General features: G+C 69.3%; 20 protein-coding genes and 2 pseudogenes. 8 read left to right on the top strand and 14 right to left on the bottom strand.

All coding sequences use genetic code 11. From position 1 onward, the window contains the following. Positions 1–7 precede the first annotated feature (7 nt). From ACIRB1_RS42965 to ACIRB1_RS42950, 4 genes are all read right to left on the bottom strand, one after another. The gene (locus tag ACIRB1_RS42965) at positions 8–583 is read right to left on the bottom strand and encodes a hypothetical protein (RefSeq protein ID WP_403469423.1); all 576 of its coding nucleotides are present in this window, start codon (positions 581–583) and stop codon (positions 8–10) included. A gap of 130 nt (positions 584–713) precedes the next feature. Beyond that, a complete protein-coding gene (locus ACIRB1_RS42960) occupies positions 714–896 on the bottom strand; it encodes a hypothetical protein (RefSeq protein ID WP_403469422.1) in 183 nt (60 codons plus the stop codon). Positions 897–1200: 304 nt separating this feature from the next. After that, the gene (locus ACIRB1_RS42955; RefSeq protein WP_403469421.1) at positions 1201–2019 is read right to left on the bottom strand and encodes a class I SAM-dependent methyltransferase; all 819 of its coding nucleotides are present in this window, start codon (positions 2017–2019) and stop codon (positions 1201–1203) included. Then, positions 2016–2306 (bottom strand): hypothetical protein, encoded by a 291-nt coding sequence (locus ACIRB1_RS42950; protein ID WP_403469420.1) that lies wholly within the window; start codon positions 2304–2306, stop codon positions 2016–2018. The genes ACIRB1_RS42955 and ACIRB1_RS42950 overlap by 4 nt, the downstream gene beginning before the upstream one ends. Positions 2307–3009: 703 nt before the next feature. Between ACIRB1_RS42950 and ACIRB1_RS42945 the strand changes: the two genes are divergently transcribed. From ACIRB1_RS42945 to ACIRB1_RS42925, 5 genes are read left to right on the top strand one after another with little or no spacing between them, the layout of a single operon-like run. Continuing rightward, positions 3010–3621 carry a hypothetical protein gene (locus tag ACIRB1_RS42945; RefSeq protein ID WP_403469419.1) on the top strand — a complete coding sequence of 204 codons (612 nt, stop codon included), beginning with the start codon at positions 3010–3012 and terminating at the stop codon, positions 3619–3621. Next, positions 3618–4226: a toxin gene (locus ACIRB1_RS42940; protein WP_403469418.1), complete on the top strand. Its 609-nt coding sequence runs from the start codon at positions 3618–3620 to the stop codon at positions 4224–4226. The genes ACIRB1_RS42945 and ACIRB1_RS42940 overlap by 4 nt, the downstream gene beginning before the upstream one ends. Further along, entirely contained in the window at positions 4223–5422 is a 1200-nt protein-coding gene (locus tag ACIRB1_RS42935; protein ID WP_403469417.1) for an MAB_1171c family putative transporter, read from the top strand. Before ACIRB1_RS42940 ends, ACIRB1_RS42935 begins: the two co-directional genes overlap by 4 nt. After that, entirely contained in the window at positions 5412–6809 is a 1398-nt protein-coding gene (locus ACIRB1_RS42930) for an NAD(P)/FAD-dependent oxidoreductase (RefSeq protein WP_403469416.1), read from the top strand. The genes ACIRB1_RS42935 and ACIRB1_RS42930 overlap by 11 nt, the downstream gene beginning before the upstream one ends. Positions 6810–6847: 38 nt before the next feature. Beyond that, positions 6848–7300 (top strand): DUF6283 family protein, encoded by a 453-nt coding sequence (locus tag ACIRB1_RS42925; protein WP_403469415.1) that lies wholly within the window; start codon positions 6848–6850, stop codon positions 7298–7300. A gap of 1127 nt (positions 7301–8427) precedes the next feature. Here the strand turns inward: ACIRB1_RS42925 and ACIRB1_RS42920 are convergent. Next, positions 8428–8534, bottom strand: a pseudogene (locus ACIRB1_RS42920) (AAA family ATPase); the annotation flags it as partial. A gap of 150 nt (positions 8535–8684) precedes the next feature. After that, positions 8685–8966: a hypothetical protein gene (locus tag ACIRB1_RS42915; RefSeq protein ID WP_403469414.1), complete on the bottom strand. Its 282-nt coding sequence runs from the start codon at positions 8964–8966 to the stop codon at positions 8685–8687. 482 nt (positions 8967–9448) lie between these two features. Here ACIRB1_RS42915 and ACIRB1_RS42910 point away from each other — a divergent pair, with 482 nt between their 5' ends. Continuing rightward, the gene (locus ACIRB1_RS42910; protein ID WP_403469413.1) at positions 9449–10657 is read left to right on the top strand and encodes a UDP-N-acetylglucosamine--N-acetylmuramyl-(pentapeptide) pyrophosphoryl-undecaprenol N-acetylglucosamine transferase; all 1209 of its coding nucleotides are present in this window, start codon (positions 9449–9451) and stop codon (positions 10655–10657) included. A gap of 13 nt (positions 10658–10670) precedes the next feature. Here the strand turns inward: ACIRB1_RS42910 and ACIRB1_RS42905 are convergent, their stop codons facing one another. The 4 genes from ACIRB1_RS42905 to ACIRB1_RS42890 are packed head-to-tail and all read right to left on the bottom strand — an operon-like array spanning position 10671 to position 14230. Further along, the gene (locus tag ACIRB1_RS42905) at positions 10671–11102 is read right to left on the bottom strand and encodes a low molecular weight protein-tyrosine-phosphatase (RefSeq protein WP_403469412.1); all 432 of its coding nucleotides are present in this window, start codon (positions 11100–11102) and stop codon (positions 10671–10673) included. Beyond that, on the bottom strand, positions 11099–12247 hold the full coding sequence (locus ACIRB1_RS42900; RefSeq protein ID WP_403469411.1) for a DegT/DnrJ/EryC1/StrS family aminotransferase: 1149 nt from the start codon (positions 12245–12247) through the stop codon (positions 11099–11101). Before ACIRB1_RS42900 ends, ACIRB1_RS42905 begins: the two co-directional genes overlap by 4 nt. Next, entirely contained in the window at positions 12247–13233 is a 987-nt protein-coding gene (locus tag ACIRB1_RS42895) for an ATP-grasp domain-containing protein (protein WP_403469410.1), read from the bottom strand. Before ACIRB1_RS42895 ends, ACIRB1_RS42900 begins: the two co-directional genes overlap by 1 nt. Before the next feature lie 4 nt (positions 13234–13237). Beyond that, on the bottom strand, positions 13238–14230 hold the full coding sequence (locus ACIRB1_RS42890) for a dTDP-glucose 4,6-dehydratase (RefSeq protein ID WP_403469409.1): 993 nt from the start codon (positions 14228–14230) through the stop codon (positions 13238–13240). A gap of 289 nt (positions 14231–14519) precedes the next feature. Here ACIRB1_RS42890 and ACIRB1_RS42885 point away from each other — a divergent pair, with 289 nt between their 5' ends. After that, on the top strand, positions 14520–15932 hold the full coding sequence (locus ACIRB1_RS42885) for a sporulation protein (protein ID WP_403469408.1): 1413 nt from the start codon (positions 14520–14522) through the stop codon (positions 15930–15932). A 36-nt stretch (positions 15933–15968) separates the two neighbouring features. Continuing rightward, a pseudogene (locus ACIRB1_RS42880) lies at positions 15969–16099 on the top strand (IS5/IS1182 family transposase); the annotation flags it as partial. Positions 16100–16658: 559 nt separating this feature from the next. Here ACIRB1_RS42880 and ACIRB1_RS42875 read toward each other — a convergent pair. The 4 genes from ACIRB1_RS42875 to ACIRB1_RS42860 form a co-directional block, all read right to left on the bottom strand. Beyond that, entirely contained in the window at positions 16659–17390 is a 732-nt protein-coding gene (locus ACIRB1_RS42875) for a hypothetical protein (protein WP_403469407.1), read from the bottom strand. Positions 17391–17607: 217 nt separating this feature from the next. Continuing rightward, entirely contained in the window at positions 17608–20238 is a 2631-nt protein-coding gene (locus ACIRB1_RS42870) for an ATP/GTP-binding protein (RefSeq protein WP_403469406.1), read from the bottom strand. Beyond that, entirely contained in the window at positions 20214–20810 is a 597-nt protein-coding gene (locus tag ACIRB1_RS42865; RefSeq protein ID WP_403469405.1) for a hypothetical protein, read from the bottom strand. The genes ACIRB1_RS42870 and ACIRB1_RS42865 overlap by 25 nt, the downstream gene beginning before the upstream one ends. Positions 20811–20863: 53 nt before the next feature. Continuing rightward, positions 20864–22003 (bottom strand): C40 family peptidase, encoded by a 1140-nt coding sequence (locus ACIRB1_RS42860; protein WP_403469404.1) that lies wholly within the window; start codon positions 22001–22003, stop codon positions 20864–20866. Positions 22004–22013 lie beyond the last annotated feature (10 nt).

Raw genomic sequence — 22013 nt, 5'->3', positions numbered from 1 at the left:
GGGCACCTCACCCGGAGATCTTGATGGTCGCGGTGTCGAACAGCGGGAGCTGGAAGCCGACCGCGCTTGTACTCGCCGGTGGTGCAGGGAACTGCATGAAGACGTGGACGCTCTCCCCGGCATTCAGCGTGGTGAGGCCGGTCGTGGTGAGGGGATGACCGCTCGTGTCGCGCAGCACGTAGTAGCGCTTGCGCTGCACGAAGTCGGTGACCGTGGCTCCCGCCAGCGACGGTCCGGTCCTGAGAACGGCGAGCTCGTCGCCGCGCAACTCAGCGGGTACGACGGCCGTTTGGGCCCCCTCGTTCTTGAGGTCGCCGCGGACGGTGAGGTAGCCGGCCGGATCCCGTTCGGCGGATGTGATCGTCAGCGCCAGGTCGTTCTGGCCCTGAAGCTCAGCCAGCCCTGTGCCGCTCAGGCCCACTTTCGCGCGCGGGGCGGAGCCGTTGGTTGCCGAAGCCGAGGCCAGCGCGCCGCCGTCTTGGCTGCCGCCGCCTGCGCAGCCTGAGGCTCCGAGGATCAGACCTGCTGCAAGGAGCGGTGTGAGCAGTTGTCTGCGCAGCGGGATGATGAAGCACGTTCTCATGGCGCTATGTCCGTCCTTTCTGGCAGATGGTCCTGGTCGGAGCGTTCTTGCCCTCTCCTCGCGCACGATCTGCTGCTCCGCCGGATCAGCTGCTCGCGTGAGGAGGCGGCCCATACGGCGCGACCTGATGTCATGAGATCTGCCCGCCGGGCCAGAGGACGAGAACGTTGTCGTCGAGCGTGACGTGGCGGCCGGGGTGGCTCGTACGGACCTCGGTGAAGTCCTCATCGGAGATTGCCCCGTGCACCACGACCGCTGAGTTGATGGTGGTGGCGCTCTTGGTGGTGGGCTTCGCGACGACGATTTCCAGCATGCAGCGCCCGTCGTGGGGGGACGCGGGGCAGATGAAAGTGGCGGTTGCCTGTGACCGATTGAAGCGGGGCATGAACTCTCCTCAGCCCGGAACGCAGCGGTTGAGTGGTACGGGGCGGGGTGTCAGCGGGAGGGGCGACGTGGAGGTCGGAGCGGCTGGACGCCGGATACGCCTCGGCGTATGACGCGGCACGTGACGGGGGTCGGCGTGGCTGCCTGGCCAGCCACGCCGACCCCCGTGTGTGGCTCTCGGCCCTGACCGGTACGGGGTGCCGGTGCGAGCCGGGAGCAGTCAAGATGGCCTCTCAGACCTGTGCGGTGCAGGCGTGGGCTTTGACCGGCTGCATGACCGAAGGACTGCCGGCGCGACCGTTTCCGGAGACGGCAGCCTGAGCGACCGGCCGCGTACATGTACCGTCGCCGGGAACGCGCGAGCGGCGAATCGCTGACCGAGCACGGCTGTCCGCCGTCGGCGCAGGCGGAAGTGCAGGTCCGTCGTATCCGCCAAGGACGATCGTGCAGCCGTCGCGGCCGAGGGGATGCACCTCGTTGCGCGTCCAGCCGGCGCCGATGGTGCTCAGCTCGACCTCATCGAGGACGACGTCGAACGAGGCGGGGTCCACAGCGGCCTCGCCGCGGACCCGCTGTTCGGACACATCGCGGTCGGCTCCGGCGCTGACGCGCACGAGCGCGTAGAAGACGCCGTCCGGCTTCAGCCACCGCCCCACATCCGTGAGGAGCCGGCCTGGTTCGAGAAACGGCAGGCCGTAGCGGCAGGTGACGACATCTAAGCTGCCGGGCGCCAGATCGCGGGGAATCGGATCGGCGACGATGTCCCAGAGCGCGTACGACAGGCTGTCGCAGGGCGCTGCCGCTTGAGCCTGCCGCAGGGCTTCGTCGGAGAAGTCATAGCCGGTCACCGTGATGCCCCAGGAGGCAAGCCGGCGCGTCCACCTGCCCGTTCCGCACGCGAGATCGACGGCGGTCATGCCGGGATGCGGGCCGACGGCCTCGCGGAAGCGTGCGCTCTCGGCGGGATGGACGGCCGTCGGCGCGACAGCAGCGGTCCACGTGTTCCAGTCCGAGGCCGACAGTCTGTGGCTTCTTAACACGGCGCTGCTCACGGGGTGTTCTCCGGCGGAGCGTCGGGGCAGCGGACCCGGCGCAGCCGCTTGAGGTCGAAGGCGGGGTTCGTGACCTCGCCCGCGGCGACTCCGAACAGGTTCACCGGTTCAGGCTCGTCGGGGAGGTCCGGTACCAGGGCGGACAGAGCGGCCTGCGGTTCCCGCACGGGAAGGTGCTCCTGGGCTGGTGCCGTCCGGGGCGGGGGCGTCTGGGTGGCGAGGACGGCACGCCACCGGCTTCTCCGATGGCCTGGCCTGCGGCCGTTCTTCAGCGGGAACTTGCCCATGAGCGCTTCCTTCCTGGAGTGGGACGGCGGGATGCGCATGAGGTGGTGCGGCGGTCGGACTGTGGTGCCGGGTAGTGCTGCACGCGCTGTCTTCCGGGCGGTTTGCCGCTCGGTGACGCTGGCGCACCCGCGGTCGGGGCGGGATGCGTGAGCACGGCCGGCGGAGCGGACGACGGTTGTCGGGCCGAGGGCGGGGCCGGTCCAGCGACGTTGGAACGGCCCCGCCCGGTACTCCCGGACGTCCCCTGGTTAGGGGGAAGGGACGCCCGGAAGCAGTAGAGGGTGCCCGGCGGCGTACGGGCGAGAACGGCACTGCGTGCAGCGGGTGCCGCTCGGCGCGCGTGGCGCGTGCAAGGGTGTCTCCCTCGGGTGGGGGCATGGGCAGGACAGCTCCGACGATGGTGATCACGCCCGGTAGCCGGACGGTTCACCTCCGCTGTCCGGTGATATTGCTACGAGCAAACGCCGGGTGTCAACGAAAGTTCGGATTTTACAAACGATCGTTGGTGAAGAGTCGCGGTGCGGCAGAGGCAGTGCTGCCGTTCTCCGGACTAGGGTCTGTCCCTATCTGGGAAGAACGCTGGAAATCTAACGATCGCGTGCAGCTGAGAAACGATCGTTGTGAACCGTGGGTGTTTGCGCGTACGCTGCCCTGCACACGTGCGGGAGCCGCCGCCCCCAAGGGCCCGTAGGGAGAACCTCGTTGGAGCCATCCACATCACTTCCCGAGACGCTGCGACGTCTGGACGAGCTGATCACCGAACGAGGCCTGAACCGCGCGGACATCTTCGACGTGCAGGCTCTGGCCGCGAAGACGGCCTTGCCGGCCACCGTCGTCAGGCGCCTGGTGAAGGGCGGCAAACCGACGCCCGATACGGTCTCCGACCGTGTCTGCGCGCGCATGAAGGTGGTCAGTGACGCCTATCTCGCCGACACCGGCAAAGAGATGAAGAACCTGGCCGCCGATCTCCACAAGTCGCTGGGGATCTCCGATGTCTGGGCGCGCAGCGTCTGCGATGGCAAGAAGATGCCCAACGTCGATCTCCTGCACCACCTGGCGGCGTACTTCCGCGTCGAAGGCGGCGAGCGCTTCTTCACCGCACCAGCCGACGAGGCGCTCAACCGCGTACTGCTTCCCGTCCTGCAGAAGCTGGAAGGCCCCGACACGGATCCTCTGTCGCAGCTCATGCGCGAGTACGGAGTGGAAAGTGCGCACATGAGGCAGGACGGTTCCATGACGCGGGACCAACTGGAACGTGTCCTCAAGGGAGTGCTGCAATCGGTGTTGCCGCAGAAGGGTGAGTCCGGCACATGAGCACCAAGGCGATGAAGGCGCTGCTCAGCGACTTAGGAGAGGAGGTGTCGAAATCACTTCAGCGCCCGGCCGAACCCCGGGCCGTGATGGAGGAATTCTGCCGGGCCATGAGCGTCCGCAAAGGCCGGCCCATCGAGCTCAAGTTTCACACGTTCCCTCCGGAAGCCGGAATGTCGGGCGTACGCCTGGACTTCGGGGAACGTTCCCTCATCGTCGTCGAGGCAGCCACCGCCCCCGGGGCCCAGTTCGTCATCCTCGGCCACGAACTGTGGCATGAGGAGGACGGCAACGCGGGCCATCACACGGCCGGGATGCCCGCGGCCGCCCGCACGTTAGGCGCCCCGCAGTCGCCCGAAACGGTGGGGCGCGCTGTGGAACAGATCCTCGACCAGTACGACGCGTTGAGGGAGTCCGTCCTCACGGTGACGGCCCGGGCCCACTCCGCCGACGACCACGAGGTGGACGCGGAGACCTTCGGCCTCCTCTTCGGCCGGGCGGTGCGGACCTGGATGACGGGGGAGTACGCGCAAGGGCCGGTCAGCGACGCGACTGTCGAAGGCCGCATCAACCTCTCCCTCCTCAACCGCGGCGGGCGCCTGTTGTGAGTGCGTACTTCCACATCCCGTACGCCCTCCCCACCGCGTTCCTCGCGATCGCCCTTCTCCTCAAGCTGCCCACTATCATGCGGGCCTGGCGGGATCCCAACGTCAAGGCCACCACGCTCCTGCTGTGCTTCGCCACCGCCGTGCTCGTCGTCATCACCCCCGTCAACATCGAACGCCTCAACCAGTGGACCGGCGTCCCCAACATCGCCTCGCCCTGGGCTTACTCGTTCCTGACCGCGTTCGGCGCCACCGCCCTCACCATGATCATGCGATGGCGGGAGGAGCCCTCGGCCGGGCGCCATCGCCGGATGCGCCTCATCTACTGGATATACACCGGCATCATCGTGATGCTGTGGGTGACCTTCCTGCTGGCCCGCGTGCCCGAGCCGAGGATCTACGACCTCGACACCTATTACGCCAGCACCCCCTGGATGAGCGAGCACATCCTCCTGTACCTGGGCGCCCACATGGCGACGTCCCTGGTCGCCACCTACATGCTGATCAAGTGGTTCCCCGAGGTCGAGAACCGCTGGCTGAGATCGGGCGTCGTCTTCCTGCAGCTCGGCTTCGCCTCCGGCCTCGTCTTCGACGTGGTGAAACTGATCGCGATCGGCGCCCGCTGGTCGGGCCGCGACTGGGACGTTCTCAGCACCAACATCGCACCGCCCTTCGCGCTCCTGTCGGGCATCCTCGTCGCCATGGGGTTCATCGTTCCCCAGGCTGGCCCCCTCCAGCAGAAATGGGTCCGTGACCGGCGCGAGTACTGGCGTCTGCGCTCCCTGTGGCGGGCCGTGCGCGAGGTGACCCCCTCCTCCGCCCCCGCCCGGTTCGGCCTCTGGATGCCGCTGGACCTCCGCCTGGTGCAGCGCCAGCAGCGCATTCACGATGCGCTGCGTGTCCTGGTCCCCTACTTCGACCAGGACCTCTACCAAAGAGCCCACCAAGCGGCACCCTCCGGCTACACCGAGGAGAAGGCCCGCGACGTGGCCCGCGCCGTCACCGTGCGCGCCGCCATCGACGCCCACCGCCGCGGTGTGCCCCGCCCTGAGACCCTCACGGACCGGCAGCTCGAGTTCGGCACGGACATCCACGAGCACATTGACACGATCGCGCAGGTCCTGCACCATCCTCGCCTCGTCGACGGCATCCGCCAGCGGGTGGCCGGTACAGAAAGCGCCGATACACATGCCTCGTAATGCCACCAACAGCCGACCCACCGCCGTCGTCATCGGGGCAAGCGCAGCCGGGCTCTTCGCGGCAGCCGCCCTGGCCGAGTTCGCCGACGTCACCATCGTCGAACGCGACCTGCTGCCCGACGGACCCGAACCCCGCCGCGGCGTCCCGCAAGCCCGCCACGCCCACCTGGTGTGGAGCGGCGGAGTAAAAGCCTTCAACGACCTGCTCCCCGGCGTCACCGACGACGTGGTCTCCCGGGGCGGCCGCCTGGCCCACATCATGGGCGACATGGTTTCCCGAAGCCCCAACGAACTGTGGTTCCGGCGCTTCACCGCGACCCATCACCGCAATCTCGTCTGCTCCCGCGATCTCCTCGACGCCGTGCTGCGCGCCCGCGTCCGCGCCCTGGAGAACGTCACGTTCCGCGAGAACACCACCGCGCTCGGACTCGTCGGCGATGCCAACCGCGTCACCGGCCTCCACGTCAGCACCGGCGGAGACGAACTCACCCTGGACGCCGACCTCGTCGTCGACGCCTCCGGCCGCGGCTCCCACACTCCGGTATGGCTCGAACGCCTGAGCCTGCCCAAGCCCCCCGAACGGGAGGTCAACGCCGGCGTCGCCTACGCCACCCGCCTCTACCGGGCCCCGGGCACCACCGCCGACCGCAACTTCCCCCTCATCAACGTCCAGGCCAACCCCGCCAAGGCCCCCGGCCAGGGCGGCATCATCCTGCCCATCGAAGACGACCAGTGGATCGTCACCCTCGCCGGAACCCGCGGGGGAGAGCCGACCGGCGACCTCAACTCCTTCGAGGCCTTCGCCCGCAGCCTCGGCGACCCCGTCATCGGCCGGCTCCTCGAGTACGCCGAACCAATCGGAGACATCGCCACCACCCGCAGCACCGCCAACCACCGCCGCTACTACGAGAAAACGCGACGCTGGCCCGACGGCTACACCGTCCTCGGCGACGCCATCGCCGCCTACAACCCCGTCTACGGCCACGGCCTGACCGTCGCTGCCCAATGCGCGATAGCCGTCCGGGACATCCTCAACACCACCAGCATCACCGCACCCGGCACCGCCAAACTCCTCCAGCGAGCCGCCGCCCGCCCCGTCGCCGCCGCCTGGGACCTCGCCGTCGGACAGGACGCCCTCTACCCCGGCGCCACGGATACACCACCCACCACCGTGGAGCGGATCCTCGCCCGGTTCGTCGACCAGGCCGTCTCCACCGGCGCCCGCAACCCCCGCGCCCTGAGCGCACTCCTGGACGTGATGAGCCTGGAAAAGCCAGCCACCCGACTCTTCTCACCGGACATGCTCATCCCCATGCTCCTCGGCCCGAAGAAACCGCACCTGCCCAAGGCACCTCTGAGTGAGCAGGAATGGAAAAGCGCTTCCTAGCTGCCGAGCCAGGCCACCGAGCCCATGAGGAGACGAACGTGGACCAGGACAGCGGATCGACTACCGACGATGCCGTCCACGTCACCGTTCTGACTCTTACGGCCGGCGCCACCTATGACTACCGGGACCGTCCGTGCGCCCAGTGCCTGTGGCGTACGGACAGCGACCTCACCGCCACAACCGAACACGACATGCAGATGCTGGCCCGCGCCGACGGCCGACCACGCGAGCTGGCGTCCTTCACGGCCCCCGTCGTCGACTGCCCGCTCGACCGGCCGGACGGCCCCCAACCGCTGCCCTGGTGCGCTGGCTGGCTCGCGGTGGTCGGACAACACCATCTGGCGGTTCAGCTGGCGATCGCGTTGCACGCTCTACCCCACAACACCCTCGAACCACACGGTACTTGGCCGCCGCTGTACCCCAGCCTGGCGGCGCTCCTCGAAGCTCGCGAAGAGCAGCTTCAGCGCCGCCGAGCCGGCCGTGAGCGCTGACTCATCGATCGGGCAGCCTCAGTCAAATCTCGATGCGCCGTTGCCACCAGGGCAGATGTTGCATGGCGAATGGATCGTTGACAGTGCGCCTCAGGACGCGTGCGTCGAGCGGTGCCAACGCGGCTTGCAGCTCTCTTCGAGCGCGGGGACGGAGGTTGCAAGCGGCGACTTCGAGTAATGTGCGGATGTGCCCTGTGGGGACGTCGGAGTACCCGTATCGCCACTCTTCCGCGTTGCGGGGGCGACCGGCTCGTTGGGCCCAGCGGCGGAAGGCAAGCGCAACGTCACCCCTGGGCAAGCGTCGGTCCCGCTCGAACTGGGCGATTTGGCGGTTCGTTGAAGCAGACAGTCCTCTGATGACGGTCCGCCTGAAGTGCCTGGTGTCACGTAGCGGCAGCTGGGACCTGATCTCGCCCGGTGTCCGGCGAGGCATGTGGACTTCCCTGAGAGTGCCGAAGTTGGCAGGTGTGAGAACGCTAGTCCTGGTGACACTTGGTGTTCAACAGCAAGGGGGATTTGGTCAGCTGACGGCGCCCTGGCGGGCTCGGGTGGTGGCGAGTCGGTAGGAGTGGCATTAACGGTCTGAACTGGCCCCACTTTTCCGACCCGAACTGGCCCCACTTCGGGGATGGTTCGGGCGATTGTTCCGGCTCGAAGTGGCTCCGGCCTCCGGTCTGCTCAGGCCCCAGGTTGTCCGGGACGGCTGTGCCGGACAACTCGCTGTGGGAGAGAATGCTGGGCATGACGACTTGAAGAGCACCGGCTGGGCGGCAGCATTGGCACAAGGTCGGGACCTGGGACACGGTCTCCGACGGGGACCGTCGGATCTGTGCCGCCTGCGGAACGCCCGTCCGCTCGTACCAGTACCGATTTCATCCGCCCGAGTCGTCCATGTGCGAACGGTGCGTCGGACTCGCCTGGTGTTCCCGTTGCCGGATCTACTCCGGCAACATCGTGCACGTCCCGAGAAAGCGGGTCCTGGTCGACGCCCTCGCTTCGCTTCCCCGCGAACAACGGGAGACGCTTGCACGTTCGGAAACACGGCTGATTGAGTTCCTGGACCGCCAGGCCCAAGGCAGCAGAGATTAGATTCCACCGGCCAGCTGGCCCCGGGGCTACTTCTTCGTCTACTGGTGCCTGGCCCTGGTCTGGGCGAGGCGGCAGGATCGGTGCCGCTCTCGATGATGGTGCCGTCGAAGGTGAGTCGGTCGACGATGGCCATGCAGAGCCGCGGAACGGAGCTGGGTGTGAAGCCCGCCCTCGTACGGTCTGCGGGTGGTGGTCAGGTCCATTCGTTGTTCTTCGACAGGAGGACGGCGGTGCCGGCAGGGGAGTGCGTGGTGAGGAAGAGTGATCATCGGGTTTGCTGAACATGCCTCCGCCGTCAGGATTGCGGGGCCCAGGGGTCGTTGTGCTCTGTCGGATCAGGCTGTTCGGGGTGGAGTATCTCGCGGACGCATCGCCGCAGTCCCGTTTCGCCGGACCCGCCTGCGGCGGCCATCCAGGGCAGGTCGTCCATGGCGTGGGCACGCTCGCCGGCGGCGAGGTCGTCGACGGCTGCGCGCAGGTCGTCAGGGGCGGGTTCGTCGGTGAGGCAGAGCCAGCCGATCGCGGTGGCCAGCTGGGCCTCGGATGGTTGTGTTCCGTCCCGCCAGCACTCTCGCATCCACACCGTGGTCGGCGGGTGGGGGTGGGTCTGGCTGACTTCGGCGGTGGCGAGAACCAGGGCGGCGCGGACGATCGGGCTCTGTTCGTCGTCGAGTCGGGTGCGAAAGGCGGCACGGACTGCGCGGTCGAGGTCAGTGGCGGTGGCCAGTGCGTAGGCGGCGCTGATCCGGATCGCACAGCTCCACCGCGGCGACTATGAAGATCGCAGCCTTGTTCGTGATGTTCTGAACCGAGACTCGGCCGTGCGTTTCGACCACTTGCCGATGCCCCACGGGCATACGGAACGCAGGAGTGCACGACCGAGACCATCAGCGCGCTGGAGGCTAAAGCACAAGCTGAAGCGTGACTCCCCAGAGAGGCGTCTACCGGCGTCTCAGCCGCCAGATCCGCAAGGGAACACGGCCGATGAGCGACCACGTCGCGGTGCGCGAGCCGCCAGCCAGTCGCCGGCGGGTTTCCGCTACGGTACGAGCGATTTCGATGTCCGGGTCAGATGGGATTTGCTTGGTGAACAGTGCTCATGACACCGCGTCGGTTGGTGTCTTCCGGTTAGTGGTGACGGGCGGCGGGACCGGGGGGCACACCTACCCTGCGCTGACGGCAGTGCGGACGCTCCAGGAACGGCTGGCGGTGTCCGGCCGGACACTGGACACCTTGTGGATCGGCACGGAGCACGGCCTTGAGGCGAGGATCGCGCCCGCTGAGGGGATCCCGTTCACGTCGGTCGCCACGGGCAAGATCCGGCGGTCGGCGAATCCGTTGAAGATGCTGTCCGCAGCGAACGTGACGGACATGGCGAGGGTGCCGCTGGGTGTGGCACAGGCCCGCAGGAGCATCGCGGACTTCCGGCCGGACGTCGTCCTTGCCACCGGCGGGTACGTGGCGGTCCCGGCCGGGCTCGCGGCCCGCATGTGCCGCAGACCGCTGGTGCTGCACGAGCAGACGGTGCGACTGGGCCTGGCCAACCGCAAACTCGCCAGCTCGGCGACGCGGATCGCTGTGTCCTCGGAGTCGACGCTGGAACTGCTGCCCGCCGCTGCCCGGGCCATCGCGGTCGTCACCGGTAATCCGGTACGGCCCCAGGTGCTGTCGGGCCACGGTGCGAAGGCTGTCGAGGCGCTGGGCCTGCGGGGCTTCGACAGCCGGAGGCCCACCGTGTACGTCACCGGCGGCGCCCAGGGCTCCCAGCAGATCAACGACGTCGTGGCCGAAGTCCTGCCGTGGCTGCTCACGTACGCCAACGTCGTCCACCAGTGCGGACCCGACCACGTCGAGAGCCTGCGCGGGCGCACGGCGGCGCTACCTGCCGAGGCCGCTGCCCGCTACCACCTGACCGGTTTCGTCGGGGCGGAGCTGCCCGACGTCCTCGCGCTCGCGGACGTGGTGATCTCCCGCAGCGGGGCGGGCACACTCGCCGAACTGACCGCGCTGGGCAAGGCCGCCGTGTTCATCCCGCTGGCCACCTCGGCGGGCAATGAGCAACTGCACAACGCCCGCTACCTCCAGGAGGCGGGAGCCGCCGTTGCGCTGACCGACGGAGTCACCGGGCAGACCCTCACCGGTGCCCTGGAGCCGCTGCTGGCCGATCCGGGACTGAGGGCGGCGATGGCGGAGCGGGCCCGCGCACACGGCCGGCCGGACGCGGCCGAGAGGCTGGTGGACGTGATCCTCTCCGCTGCGTCCGGCTGACCCCACGCTGGGGCTACACGTGGCGGGCGGCGCCGGCCTCGACGAGTGCGACGACCTCGGCGAAGGCGTCAGCGTCGCCGCCGTAGGGGTCGGGAACGTCCTGCCCGTCCAGGTACAGACGCAGCTTCGGCAGGTCCGGCGGGGCGGCCAGGTCCTGGAGCGCGGCAAGGACGGCGCGGTCCATGGCGAGCACGGTGTCGGCCCATCCGATCAGATCGCGGTCGACCCGGCGGCCGCGGTGCGCGCTCAGGTCGTAGCCGCGGGCGGCGGCTGCGGTGGTCATCATCGGATGCGCGCCGTGGCCGGTCCATTTGTCCCGCAGGCCGGCCGTGCGCACCTCGACGGATGTTCCGCCCCATCGGGCAAGAACGGCGCCGCCGAGCGGGGAGCGGCAGATGTTGCCCAAGCACACGACGAGCACGCGCCGGGGCACGGCCGCGGTCACCGTCGGACCTGGGCGAGGGCGTGGCGCAGTGCGTCCGCGACCTGGGCGATGTCGCTGTCGTCCAGGTACAGGTGGAAGGGCAGGGTCATGACCTCGCGGCCGATCCGCTCGGTCACCGGCAGGGGCCGGTGCCAGGCCGTGAAGGCGGGTTGGCGGTGGTTGGCCGGGTAGTGAGTGCCGACGCCGATGCCGAGTCGGCGCAGGGCGGCGAAGACCTCCTCCCGGTGGTCGGGGACACGGACCACGCACAGGTGGGGCACCGTGCGCTCGATGTCGACGTCGAGCAGGACGACTCCCTCGATCTCCTCCAGCGCGGCGGCGTAGGACCGCCACAGGTAGCGGCGGCGCTGCTGGATCTCGGCGAAGTGGTCGAGCTGGGCGAGGCCGATCGCGGCGTTGAGGGATGGCATCTGCACGCGCAGTCCGAAGCCGCTGACCGGGTAGCTGGTCATGTCGGCGCGGCTGGTGACCGTGTCCGTGATGCCGAGGCTGCGCAGTGCCCTGCGCGCGGCGGCCTCTTCGGGACTCCGAGGGACGATCATGCCGCCCTGGCCGCAGGTCAGATTCTTGATCGGGCCGAAGGAGAAGCAGGTGAAGTCACCGGTGGCCCCCACCGGGCGGGCGTCGTCGTGGGAGGAGCCGAAGGCGTGCGCGGCGTCCTCGATGACGGGAATGCCGCGCCGGTCGAGTTCGGGACGGACCGCGCCCAGGTCGACGGCCCGGCCCGCGTACAGGACCGGCATCACGGCCCGGGTCGCCGCCGTGAGGGCCTCGGCGACCTCTGCGGCCCCCGTGCACAGGGTGGTCGGGTCGATGTCGGCGAAGCGGGGGATCGCGCCGACGGCGAGGACGGCCTGGACGGTGGCGCAGAACGTGAAGGACGGCACGATGACCTCGTCACCGCGCCCGATCCCGGCGGCCAGCAGCGCGACGGTGAGGGCCGCGGTCCCCGAGGACACCGCGACGGTGTCCGCGACACCGAGGACGTCTGCGACCCGCTCCTCGAACCGGTCGCAGACCTCGGAGTGGTTGTAGTGGCCGCTGTGCAGGGCGGTGAGGAGCGCGTAATCCTCGGGCCCGAACAGGAAGGGGCGGGCGCCGGCGCCCGCACCGGTGACGGACGTCGTTATGGGGGCGGCGGTCATCACGGGGTGATCCCTTCGGTGACGGCGAGTGTCTCGTAGGACTTGGTGAGGCGGACCGCAGGCCGGTAGCGGAGCCGGTCGTGGTCGATACGGTGGCCGAACAGGCCGTTGAGGTACTGGCCGACGAGGTCGGCGCCCGCGGCTTCGGCAGCGGGAAAACCGCCGGCGAACCTGAGGTTGGCCTCGGTGATCACGACGCGGTGCGGGCCCCCCTCGCACAGGAAGCCCTGGACACAGCAGGCACCCACGAGGCCGGTGGCCGCCAAGACCGCCCGCACCTGACGCTCCACCTCGGCGTCGTCAAACGTCTGGCTGACCATGGCCAGCCCACCCTTGACGACGAGCCGGAAACGCAGGATCACGCTGGCCTGGCCGACGCGGTCGACGAGACAGTCCGCGGTGAACTCCCGCCCACTCACCCATTCCTGGACGATCGGGTCGGCCACCAGCTCGCACAGGACGGCCGCCTGCGCGCGGGTGTCGCAGCAGATGACGTCCTTGGCGCCCTGCCCGCGGCGGGGTTTGACGATGAGCGGCCCGTCGGGAGCCTGGCCGAGCTGGTCGGGCAGGACCGTACAGGGGGCAGGGATGCCGTGATCGGCCAGCACCTCGGCGAAGCGGGCCTTGTCGGTGCAGGCCGTGATCGCGGGCAGTCCGGGCAGCCACAGGGCCACGCCGAGGTCGGCCAGCGCACGGCACAGGCCGAACAGGTGAGGCAGTTCCTGCTCGACGGCCGAGACCACGGCGTCGGGCCGCAGTTCGGTGCACAGGCGGAGCATGCTCGCGGCGTAGTCAGCCCGGTAGGCGGGCATCGTGACCCGCGCCGTGACATCGGACAGGCGCAGGCCGATCGCGTGCGGGTCACTGTCGGCGGCAACGACCTCACAGCCCAGGGCCATCAGACGGCGCGCGACGTCGAGGCCTGGGGCTCCGCCGACACCGGTGACGAGGATCCGCCAGGGACGCGCGCTGGTGGCGTCTGTCATGGCGTCACACTCCTGCCGGGACGGGCAACGCGTGCGGGCTCTGGAGCAGGGGCGCCCAGCGCTCCGGGTTGCGGCGGTACCACGCGGCGGTGGCGGCCAGTTCCTCCCGCAGGTCCCTCTCGGGCCGGTAGCCCAGCCGGGTGGCGATCTTCGTCCAGTCCATGGCGTAGCGCAGGTCGTTGGCCCGCCGGTCGGGGACGTAGGTCACCAGTTCCGGCCCGGCGCCGCACACCTCCAGCAGCATCTCGGTCAGCTGGGCGTTGGTCAGGTCGCTCCCGCCGGCGATGTTGTAGATCTCGCCCGGGACTCCGTCGTGCATGACCGCGCTGATGCCCCGGCAGTTGTCCGCGACGTGCAGCCAGTTGCGGACATGCTCGCCCTGCCCGTGCACGGTGACGGGCTCGCCGCGCAGCAGGCGGGTGACGAACAGCGGGATGATCTTCTCCGGGTACTGGGCAGGCCCGAAGTTGTTCGAGGAGCGGGTCACGCACACGCCGAGCCCGTAGGTGCGGAAGGCGCTCAGGGCGATCAGGTCGCTGGCGGCCTTGGAGGCGGCGTAGGGAACGGTGGGCAGCAGCGGAGAGTCCTCCGTGGCCACTCCTTCGAGGAGCGGTCCGTATACCTCGTCGGTGGAGACGTGTACGAACCGTTCGACCTGGTGCCGGACTGCGGCGTCCACCAGAACCTGGGTGCCCGCCACGTTCGTTGCGACGAACGGCTGGCCATCCAGCAGGGAGCGGTCGACGTGGGACTCGGCCGCGAAGTGCACGACGCGGCTGTGCCCGGCCATGAGCTGGTCGACGAGCGCGGCGTCGAGGATGCTGCCGTGGACGAACGTCATCCGCGGGTCGAGGAACGCCTCTCCGAGGTTCTCGACGTGGCCGGCGTAGGTGAGGGCGTCCAGCACGGTGACATGGTCGATGTCGTCGTCCAGCAGCAGCGACTTGACGAAGTGGGAGCCGATGAAACCGGCACCCCCGGTCACAAGCACATTCATGAGCATGTCCCCTTCCATGGGGTGGCACGGCGGGCGAAGCGGCGCCGGAATCACCTGACCGCGAGGAACGGCCTGTCGGCCTGAGCCCTCGAGGCCATCCGGCCCCGCTCCGAAAGAAAGTGCGATGACCGCATGAAAGGCCGTCCCGCGCCCCGGCACAGGCTCACGAAGGGGGCTCACAACGGGGAAACAGCCCCGGCCGCAGGTCGCAGGCTCCTACGCTCGAAAACCTAACTGGCCCCGCCGCCCGGCCCACCCGGCGGCACCCGGTTCCCAGGAGGCCACCGTCATGAAGCTCAGCGACCACCCGCCCGCGACCGCGAACAAACCGCTGGCCCAGCTGATCGAGGCGTCCGGGATGAGCCACCACGCGCTGGCCCGGCGCGTCAACGTCCTCGCCGAGCGGCTCGGGATCACCTTCTCCTACACCCATACGAGCGTCGTGAACTGGACCCGCCGCGGCATGATTCCCCGCCCGCCGGTCCCCGCACTCATCGCCCAAGCGCTGGCAGAAGGCTTAGGCCGGCCGGTCGACCCGGCAGAAATAGGCATGCCCCAGATACGCGAGAGCGCCGACCACGTCGGCTTGGATTTCCACCGTGACGCCCACGAGGCCATCCACACCGCGACCCGATTCTGGAGCACCGTGCACCGCCGAACCTTCCTCACCGCGCCCTTCGCCGTCGGCGCCTACAGCACGCCCGTCACCCGGTGGCTCGCCGTGCCCGAAGACGCGGGCGCCGCCCACCACGGCAGATGTCATGTCGGCCGCCGGGACCTGGACGGTCTCTGGGCGGCTGCCGCCGACGCGCAGCGCTCGGACTCCAAGTACGGCGGCGGAACCGGGAAGGCATCCACGGTGACCGCGTTCCTGAACGAGCACGCCATCCCGCTCCTGCACGGCGACTACACCGACGCCGTGGGGCGAGAACTGTTCGCGGGCACCGCTGAACTGGCGCGCGTCGCCGGATGGAGCGCACTCGACATGGGCCACCACGCCCTCGCCCAACGGCACTTCATCCAGGCCCTGCGCATGGCCCGGGCCAGCGGACGCCTGGACATCGGCTGCCACATCCTCACCAACATGGCACTCCAGAGCAGCCTGCGCGGCTACCCCGACGAGGCCGTCGACATGGCCCAGGGCGCCTACGACCGCGCCCGCCGTCAAGCAGCCCCCCGTGTCCTCGCCTTTGCCCGCCTCATCGAGGCCCGCGCACACGCCCGCCTCGGCGACGCCCGATCAGCCGCCTCCGCGCTTTCCTCCTCCGAGAAACTCCTCGAACGCGCCGAGCGCGAACCCGGCGACGAACCCTCATGGATTCGCTACTACACCCCGGCACGCATGGCAGCCGACGCCGTAGAGATCCACCGCGACCTGGGCCTGCCCGCCGCCGCCCTGCGCTGGAACAACCGCGCGGGCTCCATGCGCGAGAGCGACTTCACCCGCTCCGTCGGCTTGCGCATGACCGTTCTGGCCACCACACACCTCCAAAACCGCGACCTCGACCAAGCCCTCGTCCACGGCCAGCGCGCCGTCATCATCCTCAGCCACGTACGGTCCACCCGCGCCACCGACTACCTCGCCGGCGTCGTCCGCGCCATGGCACCCTGGCACCGTGACCCCCGGGTCATCGACCTCACCCATCTCGCGCACCGGGCCATCACACTCAGTACTTCGGGAGAGAGTTGCCGGGCTCGGTGACTCTCTCCCGGCCCCACGCCCGCCATACGAGCAGCCCGGGAGGCGGGGGTTGGCGCCGTCAGCCGCACCTACCGGTTCTCGGCGAACGTGCAGTCATCATTGACGCCGACACCCGCCTGGTCGTGGCCATCGTCTGCCCGGCCCCGGGCAACAGGGCCGATGCTCATGTCTCATCGAGGCACGTGCCTCGTACCCGACGGTCGAGGAGGCGATCCGGGCCCGGGACGGCGCCTGAAGGCTGTCCCGTATGAGTTCTGAGTTACTCCTACCCGCCACTGCTAGGACACTCGACCTGGTGACCCCTCCTGGTCACAGCACAAGCCGCAGCCGGAACGTGACGGAGCCCGGGAGCATGTCCAGCTCCCGGGCTCCAGCTTGCCACCCATTTGCGCACACCGGCGGCGTTTAAGAACCGCGGGTCATGTTGAGATCGACGTGTTCTGCCTTTGAACTACAGCGCCACGAGAGAGGCGCCGAGGGGACTTGAACCCCCATCCGTCGATGTTCGCCCACGCTCGGTCGATCCGGTGTTCGGCGGCGAATACTGAGACTGGAGCGAGAATCTGAGTTTCATGGGGCCGCCTCTGCCAGACTTGGGCCACCCCCGCACGTGGTGCGGGGAGAGGGATTCGAACCCCCAACTGACACCCCTTCATCAGCTTCAACATCAGTTTCAGCTTGCGCTCTTCGCGCACCCTCCGCTCGCGACGGAGGGCGTATGTGGGGCTACCCGAAGAGGTAGCCGAATACCGCGTCACCGACCCGCTGGTCGGTCACCTCGGTGTTGTTCGCCTCTTCGCGGGCGAACTTGACGGACTGCTGGAGCTTCTCGACGCGGTCGAGGAGCTCGTTGACCCGCCGGGCGGGCAGCGCGCCGGAGAACTTCACCGTAGTCCAGTAACCGACCGCGACGTCCTCGTAGTACACCTCAACCTGCGCCGGATGCTTCTCCGTAGCCTCGGCCTTCACATGGTTACGCGGAACCTTCTTCGTTCGGATGGTCCGCACCGGGTCCGTCTTCCACGAGTCGGTCGAGGGGTCCAGATTCCACGACTCGGAGGCATCAAGGACCGGCAGCTTGCGCACGAAGGTGTGCAGGTCGGTGAGTTGCTTCTCCAGGAACAACAGGTACGGGACAGGCACTTGAGGCAACAGCACCGTACCGTCGACCACCACGTCCGCGACCGCGGACCGGTTCGCCCAGTCCTTCGTCGCGGTCACGTCGAAGAGCCGCGTCAGGGTCCCAGCGGTCGCCCGCAGAGCATCCTCGGCCTTGATCTGCACCCGCGTGGACTCGGGCGGCAACTGCTCGCCCTCTTCGTCCTTGGGCTGGTAGGTCCGGGAAATGCCTGCCAGCAGGGCAGGCTTCTGCACGTCCTGGTGAGCTTGGGTGAGCTCTTGGAGAGCCTTGGACTTGACACCCTTTTCGACTGCGATGATCTGATTCAGCTTCGGCACACGGCGAACCTAACAACTCCGCGCCGCACGTACATCCGATTAAACGCCTAGCCGATAGCGGCGAGGCGGCGAGTGTGAGCCCGGAATGAGCGCGAAGGTCACCAACCGGAAGGTGTCAGCCCGGTCGGCGGCCTGTGCGGTGCATCGCAAGGCGAGGGCCACGGCTCCTACCTGGGTGTGAAGCTTGCCGTCGCACGGTCTGCGGACTGGGCGGTGGTCAGGTCCATTCGTTGTCCTTCGTCAGGTGGACAGCAGCGGCGCCGGCAGGGGAGTGCGCGGTGAGGAAGGCGGTGACGTGGCTGAGCTGCCCGGCGGCGCGGCTGGTGAGCTGGTCCAGCGGGAGCGTCCCGGCGTTCGCCTGCGCGGCCCGCTCCAGTGCGGGGACGTTCTTCGGGCGGGCCTGGGCGGCGAAGACGTCGTCGAGACGCGGTCCGCGCAACTGGACGGGGCCGACGCGGTGGCCGTGCGCGTTCAGGGAGACGAAGTGCTCGAAGCGTTCCATGGTGGCGACCCGGTCGGGGCTCGGGTTGTCGCCCCATTCGGCGGTGATCGGTGCGATCGCGGATGTTGACCCGGCGGTGGTGGCCAGAGTGGACGCGTTCTGTACCAGGGACAGCCGGACGGGGGTGGGGAGGCGGGACAGCAGTTGGGTCATGCCGTGGACGTGGCAGCGGTATTTGCGGAGGTCCTCGAACATCGCCGCGATGGTTTCCGGGGATGCGCCGGTCAGGGTGATCAGCTCGTCGAAGTAGGGGCGGAACGGCACCCGTTGGTGTTCGGGGGTGTCGCGCCGGGAGCGTGCGGCGCGCAGCAGGTCGCGGGCGAGGAGTGCGGTAAGGAGGCGGTCGGTGGGTCCGTTGCCGCCCGGGCACACCCACACGATCATCCTGGAGTCCATCGCTGCGCGGATGTTGTAGACGCCGACCGGCTGGCCGAGGAAGGCGCGGGCGACGGGATTGGCTGCGAGACGGGCGATCGGGTTGAGGACCACGGCGAACGCGTCCGGCGTCAGCGTCGGGAACACCGTCTTCCACCAGGAGCGGGCCTCCTCATCCAGCCGGCCTGCCACCGCGGCGAGCGCTGCCGAACGGAAGCCCGCGTCGGTGAGCAGGGACCGCACATGGAAGATCGTGGCCTGGTCCTTGGGCCGACTCGCCTGGCAGGCCGACTCGTTCACCGTGACCAGGACCGTGAGCGCTGCGGTGAGGATGGTGAGCGCGCGCGGAGCGGTCGCGTCGTCCCAGGCCAGTACCGAGGCATAGGCATCGGTGATCGCCTCGACGACCTCGTGTGCCGCCTGCCCGCGGTCCATGCCGAGCGGATTCCACGAACTTACCCGTGGGTTGGGGCCGAGACCGTTGAGGTCGATCAGCGCGATCCGCGGCGCCAGGTGCTCGTGTGCCAGGAAGGTGGTGGCCCGTGGCCAGGAGTCGCGGTGCGGGTCGACGAAGACCAGCCCGCCGCCCGCGTGCGCCCAGCCGATCGCCTGCGCCAGGGCCCGCTCGGTCTTGCCGCCGCCCGCCTTGCCGACCCCCACCTCGAACAGAGTCTCCTCGGCATAGGTGGCGACCAGCCTCTGCCGTCCGTCCGGGGCGCGGTAGATGCCCTGCAGCAGGAACTTTGGGTCGCCGAACTCAAAGGTGGGCAGGTCCCCGGCGAGCACTGGTAGACGGCAGTGGACGGTGGGGGGTTTGAGCAGGCCGGTGAGTTCCTCCAGCCGCACCCAGTTCGCGCGGGGCGGCTGGCAGTGCCCCAGATTCCAGCGGCGTTCGAAGCCGCGCCGGGTGGGCCAGTGATCGGCGCCGATCCGCCGCGGCCCCAGCCGCCATCCGCGCATCGCCCACCGTGAGCGGCCGCCGAACACATCAAGGCCGGCCTGGAGTTGGGCAAGGCGGGCCTGGGCGCGGCCTTCGATGTTCGAGGCGCACATCACCAGCAGCTGCACGCGCACCAGGTGGTCGTCCTCGGCGAGCTTGCCCAGTGCCTCGGCCGGCTCCACTCGGCGGGGAACCGGAGGCATCACCAGACGTCGCCCGGCACCTGATCCGGGTTTGTCGCTGAGGAGTTGACGCAGCTGGCCGGTCCAGGAGTCCTCGATGCCACCGGCGTCCTGCCGCAGCCAGCGCGCGGCCCGCTGGGCCTCCCGCCGCTCGGACCGGCGCGCGGCGCTCATCAGCTGCAGACGGCGCGCACGCAGCGCCCACTTCGGAGCGCGCTGGATGTCCAGGCGGATCTCGGCGAGGTCGCCGAGCTCGGCCCGCAGGTCGGACACGGCGTCCACGAGCGGCTGGAGCGGGTCGGGGTCGAGCGGCACCTCGCGCAGCGGGGAGATGACCTTGCCGCGCAGGATGAACTCGGCCCGCACGGTATGCGTCCGGGGCTTGTCGACGATCGGCCGGGCCCGGTTGACGGTGATGTCCGGTCCGAACGGGGTGATGGACAGCAGCCGTTCGCCGCCGGCCGGGCCCTCGACGCGGTAGCGTAACGGGCTGCTGCCGTCCGCGCGCAGCCGGATCTGTACCGTCTTCGCCCGGCGCGGCGCCCACCACGGCATCGCCGTGGACGCGCGGGCGAGCTGGACTCCGCGCCGGAAGATCTCCTCCAGACCGGGGTCGAAGTGCCGGTTGGAGACAAGCTCCAGCGCCATCCGCTCGGCCGAGGCCCGCGCCGCCAGCCGGCGGACCACCACCTCGCCCACACCAAAGCAGGCGGCGATGGCCAGGGCGAGCAGATACCAGTGGACGTAGAGCCAGTCGACGACGTCGACAAGGCCGGTGAGCAGGCCGAGGGCCTGCCCGGCGGCCATGTCGTCGGTCCGGCTGGTCAGATACTGGGCTGCGGAGTCCACGCCGTGGTTCCCTTCGTGACGGTGCGGGTGAAGTGCCAGTCGGTGACGTTCAGGTCGGTGAAGGTGCCGCCGCGGTCGGTGCCGGCCCACACCAGGTGGACCACCGCCTTGGCAGGGCTTCCGTTGCGGCGGGCGATCGCGGCCTGGATGCGGAAACGGACGGTGGAGAACGCCGGCGCCACCGGCTGACCCGAGCCGGGGAAGACGTCGGGCCACGCGGTGCGGCCGATGCCGGTGGCGTCCGCGCGCAGCAGCGCGCGGCCGGCAGCGACCAATTCCCGCTCGTCGGCGGCCGGAAGGTCGGCGGGCCAGGCTGATACCAGGTTTCTCTGGACAGCCGCGTCGCCAGCCTCGCCCTCGCCGTGCGGCGGCAGCGCGGACTCGGCGGCCGACGGTATTGCTGCCGGCGAAGCTACCGTGGCAGGCGCGTTGGCGGCTGGCCTGTCAGTAGGGGACGTGGCGGCTGCCGTCGGCGGAATCGTGACCGCGTGCATGGTTGGCGCCACTGCCGGGACCGACGGTTCCTGACCCTGCGGTACGTCCAGCAATGCGATGCCGGCGATGGCGAGCACGAGGGTGCTCAGCGACAGGAGCAGCGGTGATCGGAGCGGGCGCGCGGAGGGGTTCACAGCAGTCGCGCTCCGCCCGCGTAGCCGGGCATGGTGCTGACGGCGTCCAGGCGCACGGCGGTGCCCGGGCGGGGGGCGTTGACCATCTGTCCGCTGCCCAGGTAGATCCCGATGTGATAGATCGTGGAGTCGTGTCCGGGTGCGGTGGCGAAGAAGACGAGATCACCGGGCTTGAGGACGGATGGGCCGAGGCCGGCGGGGATCCGCTGTCCGGCACTGGCCTGCGCGGCGGCGACGCGCGGCAGAGGGATGCCGGCCTTCGCGTACGCGTACTGGGTCAGCCCGGAGCAGTCGAAGCCCTTGATGTTCGTGCCGCTCTTGCCGCTCGGGGAGCAGCAGATCCCGTACGACGGGCCGTTTGCGTTGCCGCCGCCCCAGGAGTACGGGACACCCCGCTGGGAGAGAGCGGCCTCGATGACGGTGCGGACCGTGCCCGTGACGTTCGTCAGGTCCGGGTCTTTGGCGGCAGCCGTGTACTGGTCGATCCATCCCAGGACGTTGGCGACGTACGCGTTGGAGTGGTTGTACTGCAGGATCGCGGCCTTCAGCTGGGAGCGCTGGGTGAGGTCGCGTCCGCCTCCGCACAGGTAGACGGCGGCGCCGAGCGAGGCGTCGTCGGCGTTGTGCGGGTCGGCGACCTTGTCGCCGTTGCCGTCCTTCCCGGTCGACTCCCAGGTGGAGGGCAGGAACTGAAACGGTCCGACCGCGCGCTCTCCCTGAGCGGTGCCGTCCCACTTGCCGCCGTCGGTGTCCGCGACGGCGGTGGTGTTGCCGCCGGCACCGGAACCGTTGAGGAGAACCCCGTAGATCTTGGGGATGATGTCGCCGTTGGCGGCCATGGCATGGCCGACGGCGTGGTTGGACTCGATCTTGGCGATCCCGGCGAGGATCTGCCAGCGCATGCCCTGGCACGTCGGCACGTACTGGCCGACCTGCTGGACGGCGTTCTTGTAGGCGGTGAGCATCCGCGCCGGGATGTCCGCGGCGCTGCCGCCCCCGGCGATCCCACCGCCGTCGCTCACTCCCGTTTTCAGTGCCACGTAGGCGCCGACCGCACTCGACAGTGGGGCGGCGCAGCACACGGCGGCGGACATCAACAGTGCGACCACACAGCTCCACCGCTTCACTCGCTTCATACGGCGTCCG

The organism is Streptomyces sp. NPDC096013 (assembly GCF_044763565.1).
In the GTDB taxonomy this organism is placed as follows: domain Bacteria; phylum Actinomycetota; class Actinomycetes; order Streptomycetales; family Streptomycetaceae; genus Streptomyces.
The sequence above is the reverse complement of the archived record's forward strand: the minus strand, read 5'-3'. Positions and strand labels throughout refer to the sequence as shown.